Origin of the sequence: Streptomyces sp. SCSIO 30461 (genome assembly GCF_037023745.1) — a bacterium.
Classification (GTDB): Bacteria; Actinomycetota; Actinomycetes; order Streptomycetales; family Streptomycetaceae; genus Streptomyces.
Genome location: NZ_CP146101.1, coordinates 2746116 through 2768041 on the forward strand (window position 1 = coordinate 2746116; position 21926 = coordinate 2768041).

General features: G+C 70.3%; 14 protein-coding genes and 3 pseudogenes. 12 read left to right on the forward strand and 5 right to left on the reverse strand.

Annotated features, from left to right (window positions below):
- Positions 1-143 precede the first annotated feature (143 nt).
- From V1460_RS12060 to V1460_RS12070, 3 genes and pseudogenes are all read left to right on the forward strand, one after another.
- Positions 144-1592, forward strand: a complete 1449-nt coding sequence (locus V1460_RS12060; RefSeq protein ID WP_338673744.1) for a protein phosphatase 2C domain-containing protein — start codon at positions 144-146, stop codon at positions 1590-1592.
- A gap of 28 nt (positions 1593-1620) precedes the next feature.
- A pseudogene (locus V1460_RS12065) lies at positions 1621-3003 on the forward strand (thiamine pyrophosphate-dependent enzyme).
- 140 nt (positions 3004-3143) lie between these two features.
- Positions 3144-3572 carry an ATP-binding protein gene (locus V1460_RS12070; RefSeq protein ID WP_338678009.1) on the forward strand — a complete coding sequence of 143 codons (429 nt, stop codon included), beginning with the start codon at positions 3144-3146 and terminating at the stop codon, positions 3570-3572.
- A gap of 95 nt (positions 3573-3667) precedes the next feature.
- Here the strand turns inward: V1460_RS12070 and V1460_RS12075 are convergent, their stop codons facing one another.
- Positions 3668-4729 carry a DUF2637 domain-containing protein gene (locus tag V1460_RS12075; protein WP_338673745.1) on the reverse strand — a complete coding sequence of 354 codons (1062 nt, stop codon included), beginning with the start codon at positions 4727-4729 and terminating at the stop codon, positions 3668-3670.
- Positions 4730-5192: 463 nt separating this feature from the next.
- Positions 5193-6059 carry a (2Fe-2S)-binding protein gene (locus tag V1460_RS12080; protein ID WP_338673746.1) on the reverse strand — a complete coding sequence of 289 codons (867 nt, stop codon included), beginning with the start codon at positions 6057-6059 and terminating at the stop codon, positions 5193-5195.
- Between the two features lie 105 nt (positions 6060-6164).
- Here V1460_RS12080 and V1460_RS12085 point away from each other — a divergent pair, with 105 nt between their 5' ends.
- The 3 genes and pseudogenes from V1460_RS12085 to V1460_RS12095 all read left to right on the forward strand — a co-directional run.
- The gene (locus V1460_RS12085) at positions 6165-7022 is read left to right on the forward strand and encodes a GntR family transcriptional regulator (RefSeq protein WP_338673747.1); all 858 of its coding nucleotides are present in this window, start codon (positions 6165-6167) and stop codon (positions 7020-7022) included.
- Between the two features lie 418 nt (positions 7023-7440).
- Positions 7441-9087, forward strand: coding sequence for an NAD-dependent malic enzyme (locus tag V1460_RS12090; protein WP_338673748.1), 1647 nt, complete (start codon positions 7441-7443; stop codon positions 9085-9087).
- Positions 9088-9285: 198 nt separating this feature from the next.
- Positions 9286-9558, forward strand: a pseudogene (locus V1460_RS12095) (transposase); the annotation flags it as partial.
- 387 nt (positions 9559-9945) lie between these two features.
- On the opposite strand, the pseudogene V1460_RS12100 reads toward V1460_RS12095, so the two are convergent.
- Positions 9946-10674 (reverse strand): annotated as a pseudogene (locus tag V1460_RS12100) (IS701 family transposase); the annotation flags it as partial.
- Positions 10675-10787: 113 nt separating this feature from the next.
- On the opposite strand from V1460_RS12100, the gene V1460_RS12105 reads away from it, so the two are divergent.
- The gene (locus V1460_RS12105; RefSeq protein WP_338673749.1) at positions 10788-11549 is read left to right on the forward strand and encodes a metallophosphoesterase family protein; all 762 of its coding nucleotides are present in this window, start codon (positions 10788-10790) and stop codon (positions 11547-11549) included.
- 6 nt (positions 11550-11555) lie between these two features.
- Here V1460_RS12105 and V1460_RS12110 read toward each other — a convergent pair whose 3' ends face one another.
- Both V1460_RS12110 and V1460_RS12115 read right to left on the reverse strand, forming a co-directional pair.
- Positions 11556-12323 (reverse strand): hypothetical protein, encoded by a 768-nt coding sequence (locus tag V1460_RS12110; protein ID WP_338673750.1) that lies wholly within the window; start codon positions 12321-12323, stop codon positions 11556-11558.
- A gap of 528 nt (positions 12324-12851) precedes the next feature.
- On the reverse strand, positions 12852-14615 hold the full coding sequence (locus V1460_RS12115) for a PucR family transcriptional regulator ligand-binding domain-containing protein (RefSeq protein WP_338673751.1): 1764 nt from the start codon (positions 14613-14615) through the stop codon (positions 12852-12854).
- Positions 14616-14909: 294 nt separating this feature from the next.
- On the opposite strand from V1460_RS12115, the gene V1460_RS12120 reads away from it, so the two are divergent.
- The 5 genes from V1460_RS12120 to V1460_RS12140 all read left to right on the forward strand — a co-directional run bounded on the left by V1460_RS12120 (position 14910) and on the right by V1460_RS12140 (position 21874).
- The gene (locus V1460_RS12120) at positions 14910-15800 is read left to right on the forward strand and encodes a xanthine dehydrogenase family protein subunit M (RefSeq protein WP_338673752.1); all 891 of its coding nucleotides are present in this window, start codon (positions 14910-14912) and stop codon (positions 15798-15800) included.
- A 2-nt stretch (positions 15801-15802) separates the two neighbouring features.
- Positions 15803-16459 (forward strand): (2Fe-2S)-binding protein, encoded by a 657-nt coding sequence (locus tag V1460_RS12125; RefSeq protein WP_338673753.1) that lies wholly within the window; start codon positions 15803-15805, stop codon positions 16457-16459.
- 5 nt (positions 16460-16464) lie between these two features.
- Positions 16465-18906, forward strand: coding sequence for a xanthine dehydrogenase subunit D (pucD, locus tag V1460_RS12130; RefSeq protein ID WP_338673754.1), 2442 nt, complete (start codon positions 16465-16467; stop codon positions 18904-18906).
- Positions 18907-19185: 279 nt separating this feature from the next.
- Entirely contained in the window at positions 19186-20661 is a 1476-nt protein-coding gene (locus V1460_RS12135) for an NCS2 family permease (protein WP_338673755.1), read from the forward strand.
- Positions 20662-20710: 49 nt separating this feature from the next.
- On the forward strand, positions 20711-21874 hold the full coding sequence (locus V1460_RS12140; protein WP_338673756.1) for an XdhC/CoxI family protein: 1164 nt from the start codon (positions 20711-20713) through the stop codon (positions 21872-21874).
- The last annotated feature ends 52 nt before the right edge of the window (positions 21875-21926 follow it).

Here is a 21926-nt window from a genome sequence, read left to right on the forward strand (position 1 = left end):
CGCCACTTCGTACCGGGGTGAGGTCAGCGTGTTCCATGACGGCTTGCCAGGTACATTTATTCGTATACCTGTTCCTTCACTTGTTCTGACAAATTCTCCCGTTGACCCGCCTTCGCCCGGGGCTCGCGGTGGACAATGAAGCCATGAGTGAGCAGGGGGAGACACCCGCTTTCGCCGACGACTGGTGGCATCGGCTGTACGATGCGTCCGCCCCGGACACCGGTCCCGCATCCTCGGCGGGGGACACGGTCGACGACCGGTACGCGTCCGCGGTGGACACGGTCGGTTCCGAACCCGGCTCCGTGGCATCCTCGGACGCCTGTCCGTCGATGCCCACGACATCGGCATCGCCGAAACCCTTTCCCGCGCCCGACTCCGCGCCCGCCTCGCCCCGTGCGGCACGCCCCGGAGCCTGGTGGGACTCACTGCTGCCCGGCGCCCGCGCCCCCTGGGAGTCCCCATCCGGCGCGCTGTCCGGCACCCCGGTACCACCGGAGCAGCGCCCCGTCGCCACCGGCTTCGGGACGGGGCGCGCGGCCGACACCGTCCCCGCCCCCCGGGACAACCCGTCCGTACGCCCCTCGGTCAGCCACGTGGGTGACGGTCCGCCGACCTACAGCCCCGAGCCCACCGCGCTGCCACCCGCCGACCCCCACGAACTCGACGCACTCGCGGCTGACACCGTGCTCGACGGGGCTTCGTACGGCACGTACACGCTGCGCGCCGCGTCCGTTCGCGGCGATTCCGCGCGCTTCCGCGGTGAACCCCGCCGCGACGTCCTGCTGACCGCGCGCTTCGGCAGCGGCACGGAAGCCCTGGTGCTGGTGGCCGTGGCCACCGGTGCCCGCGCCGGTGAGCGGACACATCTCGCCGCGGCGGACCTCTCGCGCTGGATCGGGTCGGCCGTCGGCCGCAGTCATGCCCGGCTGGCCGACGACATCCGCACCGGCCGCCGGGGTGACCTCAAGTCAGGACTGCACCGGCTCACCGACCGCTCCCTCGGCAAGCTCCGCGCCCGCGCAGGAGAACTGGACGTGCCTGCGTACGAGTACACGGCCGGACTGCGTTGTCTGCTGCTGTCGGCTGACCCCGACTGCCGTACCCGGGTGTTCTTCGGAGTCGGCCACGGCGGGCTCTTCCGGCTGCGGGACGGCGTCTGGCAGGACCTCGACCCGCGGGCACCCGAGGTTGCCGTAGCACCCGGGGAGCCCGTGGCCGGCTACGGCTCCGTACCCTCGACGCAGCCCCCGCGGTCTCCGGCGTCCCCGCCGTCGGAGACACCCGATGGCGACCGGCTCACCATGGACCTCGGCATCGCCACACCACCGGCGCCGCATATCGACGCACCAGTGCCGCCGCCGGCCGAGCCCTTCCGCTTCCGCGCCTCCGTGGCCCGCCCAGGCGACACCCTGCTGCTGTGCAGCGCGGGCCTCGCCGATCCGCTGCGCGGCGAACCGGCCCTGACCGATCGGCTGGCCCGGCGCTGGTCCGGATCGGCGCCGCCCGGACTCGCCGCCTACCTCGCCGACATCCAGTCGAGGGTGAAGGGTTACGCCGACGACCGTACGGCCTGCGCGGTCTGGGAGGCGTGAGGGTACCGGCCGTGGGATGGATGGACCCATGGTCAAGCAGAACGTCGCAGAACAGTTCGTCGACACGCTCGTCCGGGCCGGTGTGCGCCGACCGTACGGAGTCGTCGACGACAGCCTCAACCCTGCCGTCGACGCCGTCCGGCGCACCCCGGGCATCGATTGGATCCAGGTGAGCCAGGAGGAGACCGCGGCTTTCGCCGCCGGCGCCGAGGCACAGATCACCGACCGGCTCGCCGCCTGTGCCGGTTCCCGCGGACCCGGGCCCGCATGATCGACGAGGCCGACCGTGTCACCCTCTTCCGTGGTAGGGGAACGGCCCGCGCGCACGCCGAGGTCATGCAGTTCGCGGAGCGCATCAAGTCACCTGTCGGTCATGCGCTTCGCGGCAAGGAGTGGATCAGTACGACAGTCCCTACGACGTCGGTATGAGCGGACTGCTCGGCTACGGCGCCGCCTACGAGGCCGCCCATGAGTGCGATCTGCTGATCCTGCTCGGCACGGACTTCCCGTACAGCGCCTTCCTCCCCGACGACGTCCGGGTCGCCCAGATCGATGTGCGGCCCGAGCGCCTCGGCCGCCGGTCCGGGCTCGACCTCGCAGTCTGGGGCGATGTACGTGAGACACCGCGCTGTTTCACTCCGCGGGTACGCGCGAAGAACGACCGGCGCTTTCTCGACAAGATGCTGAGGAAGTACGCCGACGCACTCGAAGGAGTCATCAGGGCGTACACCCGCACGGTGGACAAGCACACTCCGATCCATCCCGAGTACGTGGCCTCTGTGCTCGATGAACTCGCTGCGGATGACGCGGTGTGCACTGTGGACACCGAGATGTGCGATGTGTGGGCTAGCTCATGCCCAACGGGCGACGTCGGATCATCGGTTCGTTCAGCCACGGCTCGATGGCCAATGCGCTGCCCCAGGCCATCGGCGCGCAGTTCATCGACGGGGACCGGCAGGTGGTGTCGGTGTCCGGTGACGGTGGATTCAGCATGCAGATGGGCGACTTCCTCACCCTCGTCCGGTACGGCCTGCCGGTGAAGGTCGTGCTCTTCAACAACTCCTTTCTGAGTATGGTGGAGTTGGAGATGCTGGTGGCCGTACTTCCTCCGTACGGGACGGCCTACGGCAACCCCGACTTCGCGGCGATCGCCCGTGCGGCTGGTGTCCACGGTGTGCGGGTGGAGGAGCCGAAACGGCTCGCCGGGGCGTTGAGGGAGGCCTTCGCGCACAAGGGTCCCGCCCTCGTGGATACCGTCACCGACCCCAACGCGCTGTCCATTCCGCCGAAGATCCGCGCCGAGACGGCCACAGGTTTCGCGCTCTCCGCCAGCAAGATCGTGCTGGAGGGTGGTGTCGGCCGGATGGTGCAGATGGCTCGTTCCGATCTGCGGAACGTACCGCGTCCTTGACGAAACGGAGGGTACCTCTGCAATCACGCCCCGTGAATTCGCATGCGTTGGCGGCTCAGAGGCGGGGCATGCATTTCGGGGTGCCTGCTCGGACTGCGAGCAGGGCGAGACGAAGGGACCGTTCCGACGTGCTGTGGGGGATGATGACGAGGCGTCAGGGAAGGTCCGAGCCCGCCCAGTTGCGACGCAGAGTGGCCAGGTCGGATCTGCGAGCCGTGCCCGAAGTGCGACGCGCGCTGCGCGATTTGCTGGGGCACGGCGACTGGAGCGAATCGGGCTCGGCCGACGTGGCGGAGCTGCTGATCAGTGAACTGGTGACCAATGCGCTGGTGCACACCGACGAGGGCGCGGTGGTCACGGCAACCGTCGCGCCCGCCCGGCTGCGGGTCGAGGTGCGGGACTTCACCACCGGAGTGGCGGATCCGCATCTGCCGGTGCCTGCCGTGGGTGATGACAGCACGCACGGCAGGGGGTTGTTACTGGTGCAGAACCTGGCGGATGCCTGGGGGGTGCGAGCCCACGCCCTGGGCAAGGTGGTGTGGTTCGAGTTGGACGGTGCCAGGAAGTGACGGCGTGCCTCGGCCCGGTCGGCGGTCACACCTCCTGACCGGGCAGCCGAGGCAGGTGCCCGGCGCACCGTCCCATCGGAGACTGCGGGACAGCCTCAGCCGAACTGCCGCTCGAGATCCTGGAGTTTGCGCTCCAGTGAGTCCAGCCGCGGCAGCGCCTGAGTGTCGTCCTCGGCGGTCAGGTCGACCGTGACGGGGGTGCGGGCCTCAGTGGTTCGTACGGCCTGAAGGGAGGGCCGGGAGGGAGCGGGCAGTTGTCCTGTCTCGGATAGGGCAGGCTCCGCTGATGACCCTACGGCCGCCGGTGGGGAGCCCGCCGAGCCGCCCATCGCGGTGACGTCCACCTGCCGCCCGCCACGGGCCCGGTTCCACGCGCGGTGCTGTCGGTTGAGCGCCCGGAGCCTGGCTCGCTCCAGCTTGTCCTGCTCACGTCGGCGCAGCCGGTTCCGCTCCTTCTCGCGGCGGTCCTCTCGCACCTCGTCCACGGCCTCGTCCAGTGTGCGTACGCCCTCGAGGAGCATCAGCGACCAGGCGCCGAAGGTCTCGCGGGGTGCCCGTAGCCAGCGCACTACCCGGATCTGCGGCAGCGGGCGCGGCACCAGTCCCTGTTCGCGCAGCGCTGCCCGGCGCGTCTGCTTGAGCGCCCGGTCGAAGAGCACCGCGGCGGACAGCGACATGCCTGCGAAGAACTGGGGGGCGCCCGCGTGGTCGAGTCCGCGTGGCGCGTGCACCCAGTTGAACCAGGCCGCGGCGCCGGCGAACATCCACACCAGCAACCGGGAGCCGAGGGCGGCGTCGCCGTGGCTGGCCTCGCGTACGGCAAGCACCGAACAGAACATCGCGGCGCCGTCCAGGCCGAACGGCACCAGGTACTCCCAGCCTCCGGAGAGGTTCAGGTTCTGCCGGCCGAAGCCGACCAGTCCATGGAAGGACAGCAGCGCGGCCACTGCCGCGCAGCAGAAGAGGAGTACGTAGGAAGCGGTCCCGTAGATCGCTTCCTTGCGGCGCCTGCGCTCCTCGCTGCGCTCCCAGGAGTCCTCGGCTGCGGAGCCTCTGCCGGCACGCTTGGCGCGCGCGAGCACCGCCACCGCCACGGCGCCCGCGAGCAGCACGCCACCCGGAAGCAGCCAGTTCAGCGCTATGTCGGTCAGTCTCATCGGGGTCCCTTGCATCCTTGCTACTGCACCGCGGTAGGGCCTTTCGGGCGTCATACTGGCCGAAGTCCCGTTACAGGCAGGGTGTTTTGTGGCAAGAGAACGCCATCGAGGCACAGCCGTAGACGAATAGATGACAAATAGGTACGTACTATTCGAACGCTTCTGTGTGTGTGGACATGAGTTCGATCACTCGAACGCCAAGTGATCGTTCCGGTTCGGCCGCCCCCGCTCGTGCCGGATGCGCGCCTCGCCCCGAGGCCGCCGTGTGACGCAACGGTGTCCGGGGTGGAGTCGGTGGAGAGTTCGTGCCGGTCAGGTGCGCTTCGGTCTCGGGGCGAGAAGATCCGGTGCGGCGGGGGGTGTGACATGCCTTGGCCGGGCGCGTATCACGTGAGCGGCGGCCCGTCGTGAGCCGACCGTCATCCGGGCTCCTGCCCATGGTCGGCTCACTCGGGTGCGCGGGCTACCCGGCCCTGCGCAGCCGGTCAGCGTCGCTGGTGCGCGGGCAGGTGAGGCAGGTGTCATCGGGCCGGAGGGTGTAGAAGAAGCAGCAGCTCGCCCGGTCGCGGGTGGGTAGCGGTGTCCCGTCTGGGCGGATGAGGTCACGGAAGCCAGGCGTTCCGACGTACGGCTTCACCGTGCCCGGCAGCAGCGCTTCGAGCTCCGCGATGCCTCGCTGCTCTTCCCCCAGCAGATGGGCGATGTGCCAGAGCCCCTCGACGACCTCGTCGGTCGCCATGCCCCACAGGGCGCGCCTGCCCCGCCGCATCCGAGGGCCGATGCCTTCGAGTACGGGGGCGAGGTGCTCGGTGACCGCGTCCCGTACCTCGGTGCGCAGAGCCTCCTCGTCGGCGACGACACGGGCTCCCGGGTGGGTGGCGGCGGGGTCGACGGGCAGGCAGGCGAATTCGCGCACCCGGGCGGTCATCCGGCCGAGGCCGCGCTGGAAGGCCACGTCCTCGACGGGCACCCGCGGTACCCTCCGGTGCAGGAACCACGGCACTGTGATCAGCAGGCAGGCGGGCCAGGCGTACCGGTGCAGCCCGAAGCCGGCGACCACGTCGGGACGTGCCTGGCGGCCGTAGTCACGCAGCACCTGGGCGTTGTCCCAGGCGAGGAAGGCATCGAGCGCCGGTCCGCCGGCCGCGAGGTCGGCCGCCGTGACCCAGCCGCCATCCCGCGGGGTCGGTTCGCCGTCCGCGAGCTCTTGGATCGTGAGTCCGGGAAACACCTCGGTCAGCCGTGTGTACGCGGCTGTGACGGGTGTCCCGGCGGTGGCAGCCGTGACCCCGGGCTGAGCGCCGGGGCTGACTGCGTGGGAGACGGTCATGGACGGACCACCGAATCGCGATCGTTGGTAGGTTAGCCTAACCTTATCCGATTCGGCTGGTGCTTGCCCCTTTACACTGGGGGCTTCCAGTCCCGGTGTCAGCGTATGTGGGTATGTGCCGGGCTCGCACCAGGCCGACGCCGAGGAGGATCCCGAGTGGAGCAGCGCAGAGCGCGCGGTATTTCCGCGACGCGTCCGCCGGGGTCCCCGAGTGAAGCAGCCGACGGCGTGCGCGGTGAACACACGCACAGCGAGCCCACGGCCCCCGGCGCCCCTGTCGCCGGGCACATCCCGGGGCCGCGTCCCCCCGTCAGGGCCGTGCGCCGCCATTCCGTGCGCGGCCAGGTCCTCCAGGCGTTGCGTACGGCCCTGGTCGGCGGTGAGATGACCCCGGGCGAGGTCTACTCCGCCCCTGCGCTGGCCGAGCGCTTCGGCGTCTCCGCCACCCCCGTACGCGAGGCGATGCAGCAGCTGGCCACCGAAGGCGCCGTGGAGGTCGTCCCCAACCGCGGCTTCCGAGTCATCGAACGCGACGCCCGCGAGCTGGCCGAGCTCGCCGAGGTCCGCGCCCTGATCGAGGTGCCCGTCGTCCTGCGGCTCGCCCGGACCGTCCCCGCCGCCCGCTGGAGCGAGCTGCGCCCGCTCGCCGACGCCACCGCACGGGCGGCCGCCACCGGCGACCGCGCGGTCTACGCGGAATCGGACCGTGCCTTCCATCGTGCCGTCCTCTCCCTCGCAGGGAACGGCCGACTCGTCACCATCGCCGACGAACTGCACCGCCGCTCCCAGTGGCCGCTGCTCGCCCCCCGCGCCGCCGTCGACTCCGCCGCTCAGCCGCCACCGCGCGCCCTGCTGATTGCCGACGCTGCCGAACACACCGCGCTGCTTGACGCGTTGATCGACCAGGATCTGGATGTGGTGGGCGCACTGGTGCGGGAGCACTTCGCGGGAGCAGACTGCTGAAGCCGGGTGAGGTGAGGGCTTGGAGGGGACCTCGAAGCGCTGGTCGTTGTTTGTCGAGGAGTCAGCGGTCGACGTCCAGCAGCCACCAGCGGTCGACTCGGACGGTGTAGAAGCGGCGTGGGCCGGGGGTCATGGAAGTTGGATTCGGGCAGTGGCCACTCGTGGCGTGCTGCGAGGTCGAGCCGTTGATTACGCCCCGTGATCAGGCTCTGCGGATGCGAGCCAGGGGGTGGGGGGTTACCCTGCCCTTGTGTCTCGTGATTCTTTTCGTGTCACTCGCGCTCGACCTGAAGGTGCTGGTCAGCGCCTTGCGTGGCGTCAACTGGCATGACATCAACGGAACACGAGACACTAGGGGGAGAAATGATCTCTTGATGCAGGAGTGCCGGAAATGCATCGTACCGGGATGCCCCAGGTCATGAGTGACCCCTTGACTAACCGCGGGACCGCCTTCACGGCGGAGGAGCGCCAGCGTCTCGGGCTCGTAGGACGGTTGCCCGACGCTGTGCTCACCCTGGAGCAGCAGGCACGCCGTGCCTACGAGCAGCTGTGCCGACAGCCGGACGACCTGGCCAAGAACGTCTACATGGAGCAGCTGCACGACCGGAACGAGGTGCTGTACTACCGGTTGCTGACGGACCACCTGTCCGAGATGCTGTCCATCGTCTACGACCCGACCGTGGGCGAGGCGATCAAGAAGTACAGCCATGAGTACCGTCGTCCTCGTGGGGTGTATCTGTCGATCGACCGGCCGGAGGACGTACGGCCGTCGTTCGAGGCGCTCGGGCTGGGCCCCGAGGAGGTGGACCTGCTGGTGGTCACCGACGCCGAGGAGATCCTGGGCATCGGCGACTGGGGAGTCAACGGCGTCCAGATCTCGGTGGGCAAGCTCGCGGTCTACACGGCAGCAGCCGGGCTCCACCCCGGCCGCTGCATCCCGGTGGTGCTCGACGTCGGCACGGACAACGAGAATCTGCTCAACGATGCGCTGTACCTCGGCGCGCGCCACAGCCGGGTGCGCGGTGCGCGGTACGACGAGTTCGTCCGGACGTACCTCGAGACGGCCTCGTCCCTGTATCCCAACGCCCTGCTGCACTTCGAGGACTTCGGTCCGGGCAATGCCCGGCGCATTCTGGAGACGTACGGCCAGAACTACCGGATGTTCAACGACGACATGCAGGGCACCGGAACCATCACCCTGGCCGCGGCGATCTCGGCCCTGAAGGTCACCAAGGTGCCGTTCCGTGACCAGCGGGTGGTGGTGTTCGGCGCCGGTACGGCCGGTGTGGGCATCGCCGACCAGCTGCGCGAGTCCATGATCCTGGACGGCCTGGACGAGGAGGAGGCGGCCCGGCGCGTCTGGCTGGTCGACAGGCAGGGGCTGCTGCTGGACAGCATGAAAGATCTGCGGGACTACCAGCAAGGCTATGCCCGGCCGGCGTCGGAGGTCAATGGCTGGGTCACGGGCGGCCCGATCGACCTGCTGACGACCGTGAAGAACGTGCAGCCCACGATCCTGGTGGGTACCTCGACCGCGCGCGGCGCCTTCACCCGGGACGTGGTGGCCGAGATGGCCCGGCACGTGGACCGTCCGGTCATCTTCCCGCTGTCCAATCCCACCGAGCGGATAGAGGCGATGCCCGCCGATCTGCTGGCCTGGACCGACGGCCGGGCCCTGTGCGTCACCGGCATCCCGGTCGACCCCGTGGAGCTGAACGGGGTCCGGCACGTCATCGGCCAGGGCAACAATGCCCTGGTCTACCCCGGGCTCGGCCTCGGTGTGGTGGTGTCCCAGGCCAAGCGGGTGACCCCGCGCATGCTGCGGGCCGCCGCCGAGGCGGTCGCCGGACAGGTCCACCAGCCCGGCGAGGAAGGCCCGCTACTGCCACCGGTGGAGAACCTGCGCGCCTCGTCGGCGACGATCGCGCTGGCAGTGATCCAAGCGGCCGTCGAGGACAAGGTGGCCGCCGCCAAACTCGACGATCCGGTGCAGGCCGTCCGGGACGCCATGTGGGAACCTGTCTACGGGCCCGTGGCCGACGACCGGCACGGGGCACACCGATGAGCTGACCCTGGATCCTGCTGGCCAAATGTCGTGTCCTGGGGTCGGGGGATGGCGTTGGCACTGTGGTGGCCGGTCTTGTCGTTCCCGGTTGCCGGGGGTGGTGTGGTGTCGTTGCGGCCGGAGGAGTGGCCCGAGGTCCCCGAGGCGACGGCGCGGGTCGCACGGGCCATGGCAGGACGCGGGGCACTGCCGTTGGCGATGCGGGTGCGGGACGAGCTGGGTGAGCTGTTCGCGGATGCGGAGTTCGCCGAGGCGTTCGGCCGCAGGGGCCGGCGTGGCTGGTCGCCGGGGCGCCTCGCGATGGTGACCGTGCTGCAGAAGGCGGAGAACCTGACCGGCCGTGCCTCCGCGCACAGAGTCCGGTTCGACTTGTCGTGGAAGTACTGCCTGGGTCTGGAGCTGGAGGACGTCGGTTTCGATGCGTCGGTGCTGTCGGAGTTCCGTACCCGGGTGGTCGAGCACGGCTTGGAGGAGCGTGTGCTGGATCTGCTGCTGGCCGCGTTGAAGGAGAAGGGCCTGGTCAAGGCAGGAGGCAAGCAGCGTACCGATTCCACCCATGTGCCGGCGGCGGTGCGGGAGTTGAACCGGCTGGAGCTGGCCGGGGAGACGGTGCGGGCCACGCTGGAGGCCCTGTCCGCTGCGGCCCCCGACTGGGTGGCGCAGGCCCTGGCAACCGGTGAGTGGAACCGCCGCTGCGGGCGGCGGATCGATGAGTCCTGGCGTCCGCCCGGCTCCCAGGCCCAGCGGGACCAGCTCGCACTGGACTACGGCCGCGACGCGGTGGCCTTGCTGCGGGCGGTCTACCAGGCGGCCGCGCCGGCCTGGCTGCGTCAACTGCCCGCGGTCCAGGTGCTGCGGAAGATCACCGTGCAGAACTACCTGATCACGGGCATCGCTACCGTCGGCGGTGGTGACGGTGTCGTTGACCTTGGTGGCCAGCACATATGCCACCCGGCGTTCCTCCCGCCGCGTGCGGAAGTGTTCGACCTGCCCGTATGCCTCATCCGCGGTGACCCAGGCGAACGGTACCGCTGCGTCGATGGCGCGTTGCAGCATCCACTTGAGGTGCTCGATCTTCGTGGCGAACGGCACCTCGTCGGTGATCCCCGCCTTCCGGCAGCGGTCGCGGTCGTCGGTCCAGGACTTCGGGACATAGGGTTCCCGGTCGATCAGTGCCCGTCCCTTGGCGGAGGCGTAGGCCAGGAAGGTGCCGATCTGGCAGTTCTCGGTGCGGCCCGCGGTACCGGAATATCGCCGCTGGACACCGGCTGACCTGGTGCCCTTCTTCAGGAAGCCGGTGTCGTCCCCGATGAGCACACCGTCCTTGGCGCCGGTGCTCTCCACCACGAAGTCCCGGACATCATCGCGGACCGCGTCCTCGTCCCACTCGGAGTGGTTCAGCAGGCGCTGCACACCGTCCGGACGGAGCTGGCCGACCTGCTCCGCCAGCGTCCATCCGTTTTTCTTCCCCAAGGGCGCCAGCAGGCCCCTGAGATAGTCCAGAGCCCGATCGCGCGGCTCCGACCTGCCAAAACGATGCCCGAACCGGGCATGCAACCCCGCTATCCCTTCGGACCACGACTCGATCTGCTCAACCGTCAGCGACTGATCACACTGTCAGACCAACGAGCGACAACGCCTACCGTCACGCCACATGCGGTTGCAGTATTAAGGGAAAGGGCTGTTGAATACTTGTCGGCATGCTGAGTCGTGTAGCCGTACTCTCCGACGTCCATGGCGTGCTGCCTGCGGTCGAGGCGGTGCTGGCCGAGCCCGATGTGGCCGCCGCCGATCTGATCGTGCTCACCGGTGACATCACCTGCGGCCCCCAGTCCGCCAGAGTGATGGACCGGTTCCTCGGCCTCGGCGACCGCGTGGCGTGGATCAGGGGCAACGCGGACCGCGAACTCGTCGAGTTCCGGCGCGGGTCGCGCGTCTCCATTCCCGACCCCATCGGGGAATCGGCCGCCGAAGGCCTTCGCGAGGAGCATGTCGACTTCCTGGAAGGGCTGCCGACTTCGCTCATCCTGGAGGTCGATGGGCTCGGCCGGGTGCTCTTCTGCCATGCCACTCCCCGTTCCGACGAGGAGGTGGTCCTGGTCGACTCGGACCCCGCGCGGTGGGCGGAGGTGCTCGCCGAGGTCGACCCCCAGGTCACCACGGTCGTCTGCGGCCACACCCACATGCCGTTCACTCGTCTCGCCGCGGGCCTGTTGGTGGTGAACCCGGGCAGTGTGGGCATGCCATACGGCAGGTCGGGAGCGCACTGGGCGCTGCTCGGCCCGGGTGTCGGGCTGCGGCGTACGCCGATGGACGTGGCGGCCGCGATGGCGAGCGTCGTCGCGGACTCCACGTTCGAGCAGGTGGGGGAGTGGGCCGACTACTTCCTCAACGCCAGGGCCACCGAGGACGATGCCTGGGCGGTCCTCGCGCCGCGAGACGGGCGTGACACGGCGGGGTGAGCGTGCTCAGGCCGCAGGCGCGGTCGGCGGTGACAACTGCTCGGCGAGCCAGGTCGGTACGCCCCCCAGCAACCGGAACAGCCGCCCCGCCTCGGCCCGCAACCGTCCCGCCTCGGGCTCTGGTTCGGTGTCGGCGAGCGCGGCCAGTGCCGGGGCCGTGCCGACGAGATAGCCCAGCTCCTCGCGGATGCGCAGCGACTCCCTGAACCCCTCGCGGGCCTCGGTCAGTTCACCGTCCCGCAGCGCCAGCGCGGCGAGATGGCGCCAGGTGCAGGAGAGCAGCAGGGTGTCGTTCTGGGCGACGGCTCCCGCATGGGCGCGGTGATAGGCGGCGCGTGCCGACTGCGGCGAGTCGGCGAGGTGTTCGGCGACCAGTCCCCGCCGGAAGTGCAGCAGAGCCCGCCCGGGAGCATCCGGTGCGAGCAGCGCGGCGGCCCTGCCCAGCGCCGCACTGGCCTCGTCCGCCCGGTCCCGTACGCCCAGCACGGTCGACGCGTAGGCGAGATGGCCCCGCTCGCAAGCCGCCGCACCGCGCTCGTCATCACTGCCCGCCGCTGCCTCCGCCGTGCGCAGGGCGTCATCGGCGTCCTCCCAGCCGGATCCGGTGAACAGGCACCGCTCCACCAGCAGCGCGGTGCGCTGCAGGGTGAGGGCCGGAGACGAGGGATGAGGCGCCAGCAGGGCCGCCGCGTCGGTCCAGCAGCCGCGCGAACGCAGCCGCCACACCGCGGTCTGGAGCGGCTCGTCACCTGCGGTGGTTCCGGAACCAGACATGGCGGTATACGCCACATTGCCCTCCCCTAGCGCGCCATTGTGCTGTTGGGACAGACCGAATCTCAGCATGGATGGGTACGCCTGGCCAAGCCCTCTGGTGAATCAGTTCACAAACGCTCGGTTCCGGTCGATCAAGATCACAAAAGCGGGCATCCCTCGCGCCGCGCGCCGCGGGTGGGAAGTGTCGTGGATCGTCGGCTTCGTGCCGGCGCGGTCGTCGTCAGCGCATGGCGTGGCTTGGCTTCCGCGGCGTCCCGAGGGCGAGCCGCAGTCTTTGTTCGGCGGTCGGTGCCCAACGCCCCCTGCATCCGCAGCAGTACCACTGCCATCGGTCATCGTGGCCGGGCGCGGTGCGGGAAGTGTCCTTCCACAGCAGTGTGTGGGCAGGGCAGTGAGGGCAGTTCGGCGGCTGATGCACCATGTGGTTCTCCTTCCACGTCGTGCTCAGCAGCGTGGTGCGTCGGCCCGCGTCCCACGGCCCGAACGCCGGCTCCCCACTCCATCGGGGGACCCGCCCGAGGCGGACCCTCAGCTCATCCGCAGCGCGAGGAAGAAGTCCAGCTTGTCCTCCAGTCGGGACAGGTCACGCCCCGTCAGCTGCTCGATCCGGCCCACCCGGTACCGCAGTGTGTTCACATGCAGATGCAGCCGCGTCGCACAGCGCGTCCAGGAGCCATCGCAGTCCAGGAATGCCTCCAGGGTGGGGATCAGCTCCGCGCGGTGGCGCTCGTCGTAGTCGCGCAGGGGGTCGAGCAGCCGTGCGGTGAAGGCGCGGCGGACGTCGTCGGGGACGAACGGGAGGAGCAGGACGTGGGAGGCCAGTTCGTGGTGGCCTGCCGCACAGACACGGCCGGGGCGGGCGGCGGCGACACGGCGGGCGTGGCGGGCTTCCTCCAGGGCGCCGCGGAGGCCCTCGGCGGAGTGGACGGCTGCGCTGACGCCGAGGGTGAGACGGCCGTCGCCGTCGAGGCCCGATGACAGCGGGGCGAGCACGGCGGCGAGGAGGGCGTCGGCGTGCAGGCCCGCGCTGCTGGTGCCGACGTCGGCCGCCGGGCCTTCGAGGAGGTCGCCCGCCGACCCGTCCGCCTCGTCGGGGCCCGCCGTCGCGGCGACCGCGGGGAGCGGCACCAGGGCGATGGCCTCGTCGCCGCTGTGGGCGACGGCGATACGGTCGGCCGAGTCCGGGCCCGTGGTCGCCGGGTCGACCAGGATCTCCTCGAGCAGTGACTGGGCCACCGGGCCGGGTTCGACCGGCGCGCCGCCGGTCTCGTCCCACTCCACCTTCGCGACCACGACCTGCCAGTGCGGGGCCGCCCCGAGTCCGGGGAGCAGCACGGGTGCGGCGACCCGCAACCGGGCGGCGATCTCGGGGGGTGCGGCCCCGGTCTGGACGAGTTCGAGTACTTCCTGGGCGAGGCGGCGGCGTACCGTGCGGGCCGCCTCGCGGCGGTCGCGTTCCACGGCGATCAGCTGGGTGACGCCCTGGAGCAGATCCAGCCGGGCGGCGGGCCAGTCCGACGCGTCCGCCTCGACGGCGAGCAGCCAGTCGGACAGCACGGATGCCCGGATGTCGCGGGGGTCCCGGAGGTTCGTGTCCTCGCGTGCCGCGGTCCCTGCGGCCCGTCCGGTGTTGCGGATCGGGAAGAGCGAATACGTTGAGCCTTCAACGGTCGCGCGGTAGGGGGCGCGACGTCCGCCGCGGCTGGCCGCCAGGTGCTCACCCGCGAGGGTGGCGCTGACCTCTTGAGGCAGCGGCTCACCCGCGCCCGCGATCTGCCGACCGGTGGGCGAGAGTACCCAGGCGCGCAGGTCCAGGTCGGTGCCGAGTAGGTCGAGCACCACATCCGGGCCGCCGCCCGCGGGGCCCGAGGTCATCATCCGGCGGTGCCGGTCCACCACCGCGGCCAGGTCTCCGGCGCGCTCGCCCGAGACCTGGCGGACGACATGCTCGGTGATCGTCGCGAAGGCAACGGACTCGTGGACCGCGAACAGCGGCATCTTGTGCCGTCGGCAGGCCTCGATCAGGTCGTCGGGGATGTCGCCCAGCTCCGCCTCGCCCGCCGCTAGACCCGCGACCCCCGCTGTTGCGAGAATGCGGACGAAGGATTCGGAATCCTCGGGTGCGTGGCGCCAGGCCAGACCGGTGAGGACCAGTTCGCCGCCCGACAGATAGCGGCTCGGGTCCCGCAGGTCGGTCGTCATCACGCCGCGCACGCCTCGGTCCAGCTCGTCGTCACCGCCGAGCAGCCGCAGTCCCAGCGCGTCGGTCTCCAGCAGTGCGCGCAGCCGCATCTCGTCGCCGCCGATCTGTCTCGTTGTGGCCGTTGGGGTGATCCGGAGGCAGCGCCCCCGGTTTCAGGAGGAAAGCGGGGAGGTTACCGGGGCCCACCTTTCGTTCGAATCTACAAGACCAGGGTGCCCACCAGCCAACTCCTTCATGGTTTCGGTGACTGCACTCGCCGAGGACGCTGCTTGTGTACTGGTGCGACATCGCGCTGAGGAACCGACAGGAACCGAACGCCTGTGCCCTGGGCCGGCCGTACCCAGCCCCTGAGAACGACCGAATCACGAAGAAGAGAGCCGCTCATGGACTTCCTTCGCCCCAGTAGCTGGGAGGAGGCGCTCGCCGCGAAGGCCGAGCACCCCACGGCCGTGCCCATCGCGGGTGGCACCGACGTCATGGTCGAGATCAACTTCGACCACCGGCGCCCCGAGTACCTCATGGACCTGGGCCGCGTCGCCGAGCTGTCCGAGTGGGAAGTGGGTGAGGGGTCCGTCCGCCTCGGCGCATCCGTGCCGTACTCCCGGATCATGGAGCACCTCAGGACCGAGCTCCCCGGCCTCGCGCTCGCCTCGCACACCGTGGCTTCCCCGCAGATCAGAAACCGCGGCGGCGTCGGGGGCAATCTCGGCACCGCCTCGCCCGCCGGTGACGCCCACCCCGCCCTGCTGGCCGCCGGCGCCGAGGTCGAGGTGGCGTCGGTGCGCGGCACCCGGCGCATCCCGATCGACGAGTTCTACACCGGGGTGAAGCGCAACGCCCTCGCGCCGGACGAGCTGATCAGGGCCGTCCACATCACGAAGGCCGACGGCCCGCAGCAGTACTCCAAGGTCGGCACCCGCAACGCGATGGTCATCGCGGTGTGCGCCTTCGGAATCGCCCTGCACCCGGAGACCCGCACCGTGCGCACCGGCATCGGCTCGGCCGCCCCGACCCCGGTGCGCGCCAAGGCCGCCGAGGAGTTCCTGAACGCCGCGCTGGAAGAAGGCGGCTTCTGGGACAGCGGCAGGATCATCACCCCCTCGGTCGCCAAGCAGTTCGCGGAGCTGGCCGCGGGCGCCTGCAACCCGATCGACGACGTCCGCGGCACCGCCAGGTACCGCCGCCACGCGGTCGGCATCATGGCCCGCCGCACCCTCGGCTGGACCTGGGAGCAGTACCGCGGCACCGGCCGCACGCTGGAAGGAGCTGCCTGATCATGCGCGTCAACTTCACCGTCAACGGGCGCCGTCACGAAGCCGACGACGTATGGGAAGGCGAGAGCCTCCTCTACGTACTGCGTGAACGGCTCGGCCTCCCAGGCTCCAAGAACGCCTGCGAGCAGGGCGAATGTGGTTCCTGTACCGTCCGCCTCGACGGCGTCCCGGTATGTGCCTGCCTGGTGGCCGCGGGACAGGCCGAGGGGCGCGACGTCGTCACCGTCGAGGGCCTCGCCGACTTCGCCAAGCAGCGCAGCGCCTCCTGCGCCACGGGCGCCTGCGGCGACGCGGGCACCTCCGCAGGCTCCGGTACGTGCGGTGGCACCGAGGCGGGTACGACTGCTACCTCGGGTAACCCGGGTACGTCCCTCCAGGACGCCCACCGTTGGAGCGCCCGCGGCACCGACTCGCAGACCGGCGAGGGCACCGAGCTCGCCCCCATCCAGCAGGCGTTCATCGACGCCGGAGCCGTGCAGTGCGGTTTCTGCACCCCGGGCCTGCTGGTCGCCGCGGACGAGCTGCTGGAGCGCAACGACTCCCCCTCCGACGCGGACATCCGCGAGGCGCTGTCCGGCAACCTCTGCCGCTGCACCGGTTACGAGAAGATCCTGGACGCGGTCCGCCTGGCGGCCGCCCGTCAGGGAGAGGCGGTCTGAGCACCATGGCGCTGAACCCCCGAGTCACCGCGACTCCCGATGCCACCGCGAGCCCCCGGGCGGCCACCGCCCCGGCAGGCGCTCCCACCAAGGTCACCCAGGGCTCCCCGACCAAGGGCGGCATCGGCGAGTCCACCCTGCGCCCCGACGGCACCCTGAAGGTCACCGGCGAGTTCGCCTACTCGTCCGACATGTGGCACGAGGACATGCTGTGGGGCCAGATTCTGCGGTCCACCGTGGCCCACGCCGAGATCGTGTCCATCGACATCTCCGAGGCACTCGCCCAGGCCGGTGTCCACGCCGTACTCACCTACGACGACCTGCCGACCGATGTGAAGAACTACGGTCTGGAGATCCAGGACACCCCGGTCCTCGCCAACGGCGTGGTACGCCATCACGGCGAGCCGGTCGCCCTGGTCGCCGCCGACCACCCGGAGACCGCCCGCCGGGCCGCCGCGAAGATCAAGGTCGAGTACCGCGAGCTGCCCGTCGTCACCGACGAGGCCTCCGCGACCGCGCCCGACGCGCCCCTGCTCCACCCGGGCCGCGACGACCACCACGCCGGGCATGTCGCCCACCCCAACATCGTCCACCGCCAGCCGATCGTGCGCGGGGACGCCGACGAGGCCGCCAAGCGCGCGGACGTGATCGTCAAGGGCGAGTACATCTTCGGCATGCAGGACCAGGCCTTCCTCGGCCCCGAGTCCGGTCTCGCCGTGCCCGCCGAGGACGGCGGCGTCGACCTCTACGTGGCCACCCAGTGGCTGCATTCGGACCTGCGTCAGATCGCCCCGGTGCTCGGCCTGCCCGAGGACAAGGTCCGTATGACGCTGTCCGGCGTCGGCGGCGCCTTCGGTGGGCGCGAGGACCTGTCGATGCAGATCCACGCCTGTCTGCTGGCGCTGCGCACCGGCAAGCCGGTGAAGATCGTCTACAACCGGTTCGAATCCTTCTTCGGGCACGTCCACCGCCACCCGGCGAAGCTGTCCTACGAGCACGGCGCCACCAGGGACGGCAAGCTCACCCACATGAAGTGCCGGATCGTGCTGGACGGCGGCGCCTACGCCTCGGCGTCCCCCGCGGTCGTCGGCAACGCCTCTTCCCTCTCCGTCGGCCCGTACATCGTGGAAGACGTCGACATCGAGGCCATCGCGCTCTACACCAACAATCCGCCCTGCGGCGCCATGCGCGGCTTCGGCGCGGTCCAGGCGTGCTTCGCCTACGAGGCCCAGATGGACAAGGTCGCGGCCGAACTGGGCATGGACCCCGTCGAGCTCCGGCAGATCAACGCCATGGAGCAGGGCACGCTGCTGCCGACCGGGCAGCGGGTCGACTCCCCGGCACCGGTCGCCGAACTGCTCCGCAGGGTCAAGGCCATGCCGATGCCACCCGAGCAGCAGTGGGTGACCACCGAGGGCGCCGACGTGCGCGCGCTGCCCGGCGGGCTGTCCAACACCACCCACGGTGAAGGTGTCGTACGCGGTGTCGGCTATGCCGTCGGCATCAAGAACGTCGGCTTCTCCGAAGGCTTCGACGACTACTCCACCGCCAGGGTCCGTATGGAGGTCGTGGGCGGCGCGCCCGTCGCCACCGTGCACACCGCGATGGCGGAGGTCGGTCAGGGCGGTGTCACCGTGCACGCCCAGATCGCCCGCACGGAACTGGGCGTCACCCAGGTGACGATCCAGCCGGCCGACACCCGGGTCGGCTCGGCCGGTTCCACGTCGGCCTCCCGCCAGACCTATGTCACCGGAGGCGCGGTCAGGAACTCCTGCGAGGCCGTGCGCGAGCGGGTCCTGGAGCTCGGCCGCCGCAAGTTCGGCTCGTACCACCCGGCCTGGGCCACCGCAGAGCTGCTCCTCGAAGGCGGCAAGGTCGTCACCGACGGCGGCGAGGTGCTCGCCGATCTGGTGGACGTGCTGGAGGACGAGGCCGTCGAGGTCGAGCTCGAATGGCGCCACCGCCCCACCGAGGCCTTCGATCCGCGCACAGGCCAGGGCAACGGCCATGTGCAGTACTCCTTCGCCGCCCATCGCGCGGTGGTGGAGGTGGACACCGAGCTCGGCCTGGTCAAGGTGGTCGAACTGGCCTGTGCCCAGGATGTCGGCAAGGCGCTCAACCCGCTCTCCGTCGTCGGCCAGATCCAGGGTGGCACCACCCAGGGCCTCGGCATGGCGGTGATGGAGGAGATCATCGTCGACCCGAAGACCGCGAAGGTACGCAACCCCTCCTTCACGGACTACCTCATCCCCACGATCCTCGACACGCCGACCATCCCCGTCGACGTGCTCGAACTCGCCGACGAGCACGCCCCGTACGGGTTGCGCGGCATCGGCGAAGCCCCGACTCTGTCGTCCACCCCGGCCGTCCTCGCGGCGATCAGGAACGCGACAGGACTCGAGCTGAACAGGACACCGGTGCGGCCAGAGCACCTCACCGGAACCTGACAGCCGTCGCCAGGCCGTGCCACGGCCTGGCACCCTCCGGACGGTGCGTGCCTCCCGGTACGCCACAGTCCACGCGCCCGCGCCGCCGGAGGACCCGTACCGCCACCGCTCGCGGTACGCAGCCCCGCGGTCACCCCCGCCCAGTGGTTGAGCAGCGTCGTTCGTTCGTCTCGGGCCGTCCCCCGGGTCGTGCAGCCAACGCAAGATCCCAAATCCCGCATTTCCCCCGGCTTCCACGCCGTTCGCGGGTGCCCCTATGAACCTTGGGAGTAGGCAACCATGACCCAGTCATCTGTGGAGCCGAAGGCCACCGCCGCGGATACGGAGGACGCGGGCTCCGACTCGCAGATCCCTGCCGCCGGGCGGTCCTGGCTCGACCGGTACTTTCACATCTCCGAACGAGGATCCACCGTCGCACGCGAAGTGCGCGGCGGCACCACCACCTTCATGGCGATGGCGTACATCCTCCTGCTCAACCCTCTGATCCTGAACGGCAAGGACGCCGCGGGGAACGTGCTCGGGCAGCCCGGCCTCATCACGGCGACCGCCTTCGCCGCTGCCGCGACCACCCTGCTGATGGGCTTCATCGGCAAGGTCCCGCTCGCCCTGGCGGCCGGGCTGAGCGTTTCCGGTGTCGTCGCCTCGCAGGTGGTGCCCCAGATGACCTGGCCGCAGGCCATGGCCATGTGCGTGGCGTACGGCGTGGTGATCTGCCTGCTGGTCGTCACCGGACTGCGCGAACTGGTGATGAACGCGATACCGCTGCCACTGAAGCACGGCATCACCATGGGAATCGGCCTCTTCATCGCCCTGATCGGTCTGGTCAAGGCGGGCTTCGTCGGCCACGGCGCCGAGTTCGGGCCGCCCGTCGAGATGGGTGATGGCGGTGTGCTCTCCGGCTGGCCGGTACTGATCTTCTGCGTCACCCTACTGATGATCTTCATGCTGCAGGCCCGCCGCGTACCCGGTGCGATCCTGATCGGCATCGTCGTCGGCACCGTCGCCGCGGTGGTCGTCCACAATGTCGCCGGTCTGGACGCCAAGGCGTGGAACATGTCCCCGCCGGAGCTGAGCGGCAGCGCGGTCTCCATGCCCGACTTCTCGCTCTTCGGCCAGGTGGACTTCGGCGGCTGGGGCGACGTCGGCGCGATGACGGTCGGCTTCATCGTCTTCACCCTGGTACTGGCGGGCTTCTTCGACGCGATGGCCACCATCATCGGTGTCGGCACCCAGGCCAAGCTCGCCGACGACCAGGGACGGATGCCCGGACTCTCGAAGGCGCTGTTCATCGACGGTGCCGGCGGTGCCATCGGCGGTGTCGCGGGCGGCTCGGGCCAGACGGTTTTCGTGGAGTCGGCCACCGGTGTCGGCGAGGGTGCCAGAACCGGTCTCGCCTCGGTCGTCACCGGCCTGTTCTTCGCGGCCTGCCTCTTCTTCACCCCGCTCACGGCGATCGTGCCGCCGCAGGTCGCCTCCGCGGCCCTGGTGGTCATCGGCGCCATGATGATGCAGAACGCCCGGCATGTGGACTGGAACGACCCATCGGTCGCCATCCCGGTCTTCCTCACCGTGGTGCTGATGCCGTTCACGTACAGCATCACCCCGGGAGTCGCCGCCGGTGTCATCTCGTACGTCGCCATCAAGGTCGCCCAGGGCAAGGGCCGCGAGGTGGGCGCCTTCATGTGGGGCCTGACCGCGATCTTCGTGGTCTTCTTCGCCCTCAGCCCGATCGAGGGTTGGTTCGGGGTCCACTGACCCCGCACCGAGCCCTACGCACGCAGCCCGCAGACCCGAGGAGACCGACATGCTGGACATCGCCGCTGAGCTGCACCGGTGGGTCGAGCAGGGACGTGACTTCGCCGTCGCCACCGTGGTGGCCGTCGGCGGCAGCGCGCCCCGGCAGCCCGGAGCCGCACTCGCCGTCGACCGCGAGGGCACCGCGATCGGGTCGGTCTCCGGGGGGTGCGTGGAGGGCGCGGTGTACGAGCTGTGCCGCCAGGCGCTCGAGGACGGCGAGACCGTGCTCGAGCGCTTCGGCTACAGCGATGACGACGCCTTCGCGGTGGGCCTGACCTGCGGTGGGATCATCGACATCCTGGTCACCCCGGTACGCGTGGCCGACGTCGCCGCCCGGCGGGTCCTCGCGGACGCGCTGTCCGCGGCGGCGCGGGGGCAGGCGGCGGCCCTCGCCCGGATCACCGAGGGGCCTGCAGACCTCGTGGGGCGTGCCCTGCTGGTGCACCCGGACGGTTCCTACGAGGGCGGCCTCGGAGGCCATCCCGAACTGGATCGCACCGCGGCGGCCGAGGCCCGCGCACTGCTGGACGCCGGCCGTACCGGCACCATCCCGATCGGCGCGGACGGTGCCCGCTGCGGGCAGCCACTCACCCTGCTGGTGGAGTCGAGTGTGCCGCCGCCGCGCATGATCGTCTTCGGGGCCATCGACTTCGCGTCCGCGCTGGTGCGGGTGGGGAAGTTCCTCGGATACCACGTGACCGTCTGCGACGCCCGCCCCGTCTTCGCGACCGGGCAGCGCTTCCCCGAGGCCGACGAGATCGTCGTGGCCTGGCCGCACCGGTATCTGGCCTCGACCGATGTCGACAGCCGTACCGTGCTGTGTGTGCTGACCCATGACGCCAAGTTCGACGTGCCCCTGCTGGTGTCGGCGCTGACCCTCCCCGTGGCCTACGTCGGCGCGATGGGCTCGCGCCGCACCCATGAGGACCGCAACCGCCGGCTGCGCGAGGCTGGGGTCACCGAGGCCGCCATCGCCCGACTGCGCTCGCCGATCGGCCTCGACCTCGGAGCACGTACTCCCGAGGAGACGGCTCTGTCGATCGCCGCCGAGATCGTCGCGGACCGACGCGGCGGCAGCGGTGTCCCACTGGCCGGCGCGCACACCCCGATCCACCACGACGCGCCGCGCACGCGCGCCGCAGTGGTCGCGGCCGTCGGCTCCGTGGCCTGAGCGGCCGCGGCCCGGTCCAGCCGTTGAGCCGATACGACCGGAAGCCCGGCCG

Coding starts and splice junctions, on each gene's coding strand:
- V1460_RS12060 (WP_338673744.1), top strand. CDS start 144: ATGAGTGAGCAGGGGGAGACACCCGCTTTCGCCGACGACTGGTGGCAT.
- V1460_RS12070 (WP_338678009.1), top strand. CDS start 3,144: ATGATGACGAGGCGTCAGGGAAGGTCCGAGCCCGCCCAGTTGCGACGC.
- V1460_RS12075 (WP_338673745.1), bottom strand. CDS start 4,729: ATGAGACTGACCGACATAGCGCTGAACTGGCTGCTTCCGGGTGGCGTG.
- V1460_RS12080 (WP_338673746.1), bottom strand. CDS start 6,059: ATGACCGTCTCCCACGCAGTCAGCCCCGGCGCTCAGCCCGGGGTCACG.
- V1460_RS12085 (WP_338673747.1), top strand. CDS start 6,165: ATGTGGGTATGTGCCGGGCTCGCACCAGGCCGACGCCGAGGAGGATCC.
- V1460_RS12090 (WP_338673748.1), top strand. CDS start 7,441: ATGAGTGACCCCTTGACTAACCGCGGGACCGCCTTCACGGCGGAGGAG.
- V1460_RS12105 (WP_338673749.1), top strand. CDS start 10,788: ATGCTGAGTCGTGTAGCCGTACTCTCCGACGTCCATGGCGTGCTGCCT.
- V1460_RS12110 (WP_338673750.1), bottom strand. CDS start 12,323: ATGTCTGGTTCCGGAACCACCGCAGGTGACGAGCCGCTCCAGACCGCG.
- V1460_RS12115 (WP_338673751.1), bottom strand. CDS start 14,615: ATGCGGCTGCGCGCACTGCTGGAGACCGACGCGCTGGGACTGCGGCTG.
- V1460_RS12120 (WP_338673752.1), top strand. CDS start 14,910: ATGGACTTCCTTCGCCCCAGTAGCTGGGAGGAGGCGCTCGCCGCGAAG.
- V1460_RS12125 (WP_338673753.1), top strand. CDS start 15,803: ATGCGCGTCAACTTCACCGTCAACGGGCGCCGTCACGAAGCCGACGAC.
- pucD (WP_338673754.1), top strand. CDS start 16,465: ATGGCGCTGAACCCCCGAGTCACCGCGACTCCCGATGCCACCGCGAGC.
- V1460_RS12135 (WP_338673755.1), top strand. CDS start 19,186: ATGACCCAGTCATCTGTGGAGCCGAAGGCCACCGCCGCGGATACGGAG.
- V1460_RS12140 (WP_338673756.1), top strand. CDS start 20,711: ATGCTGGACATCGCCGCTGAGCTGCACCGGTGGGTCGAGCAGGGACGT.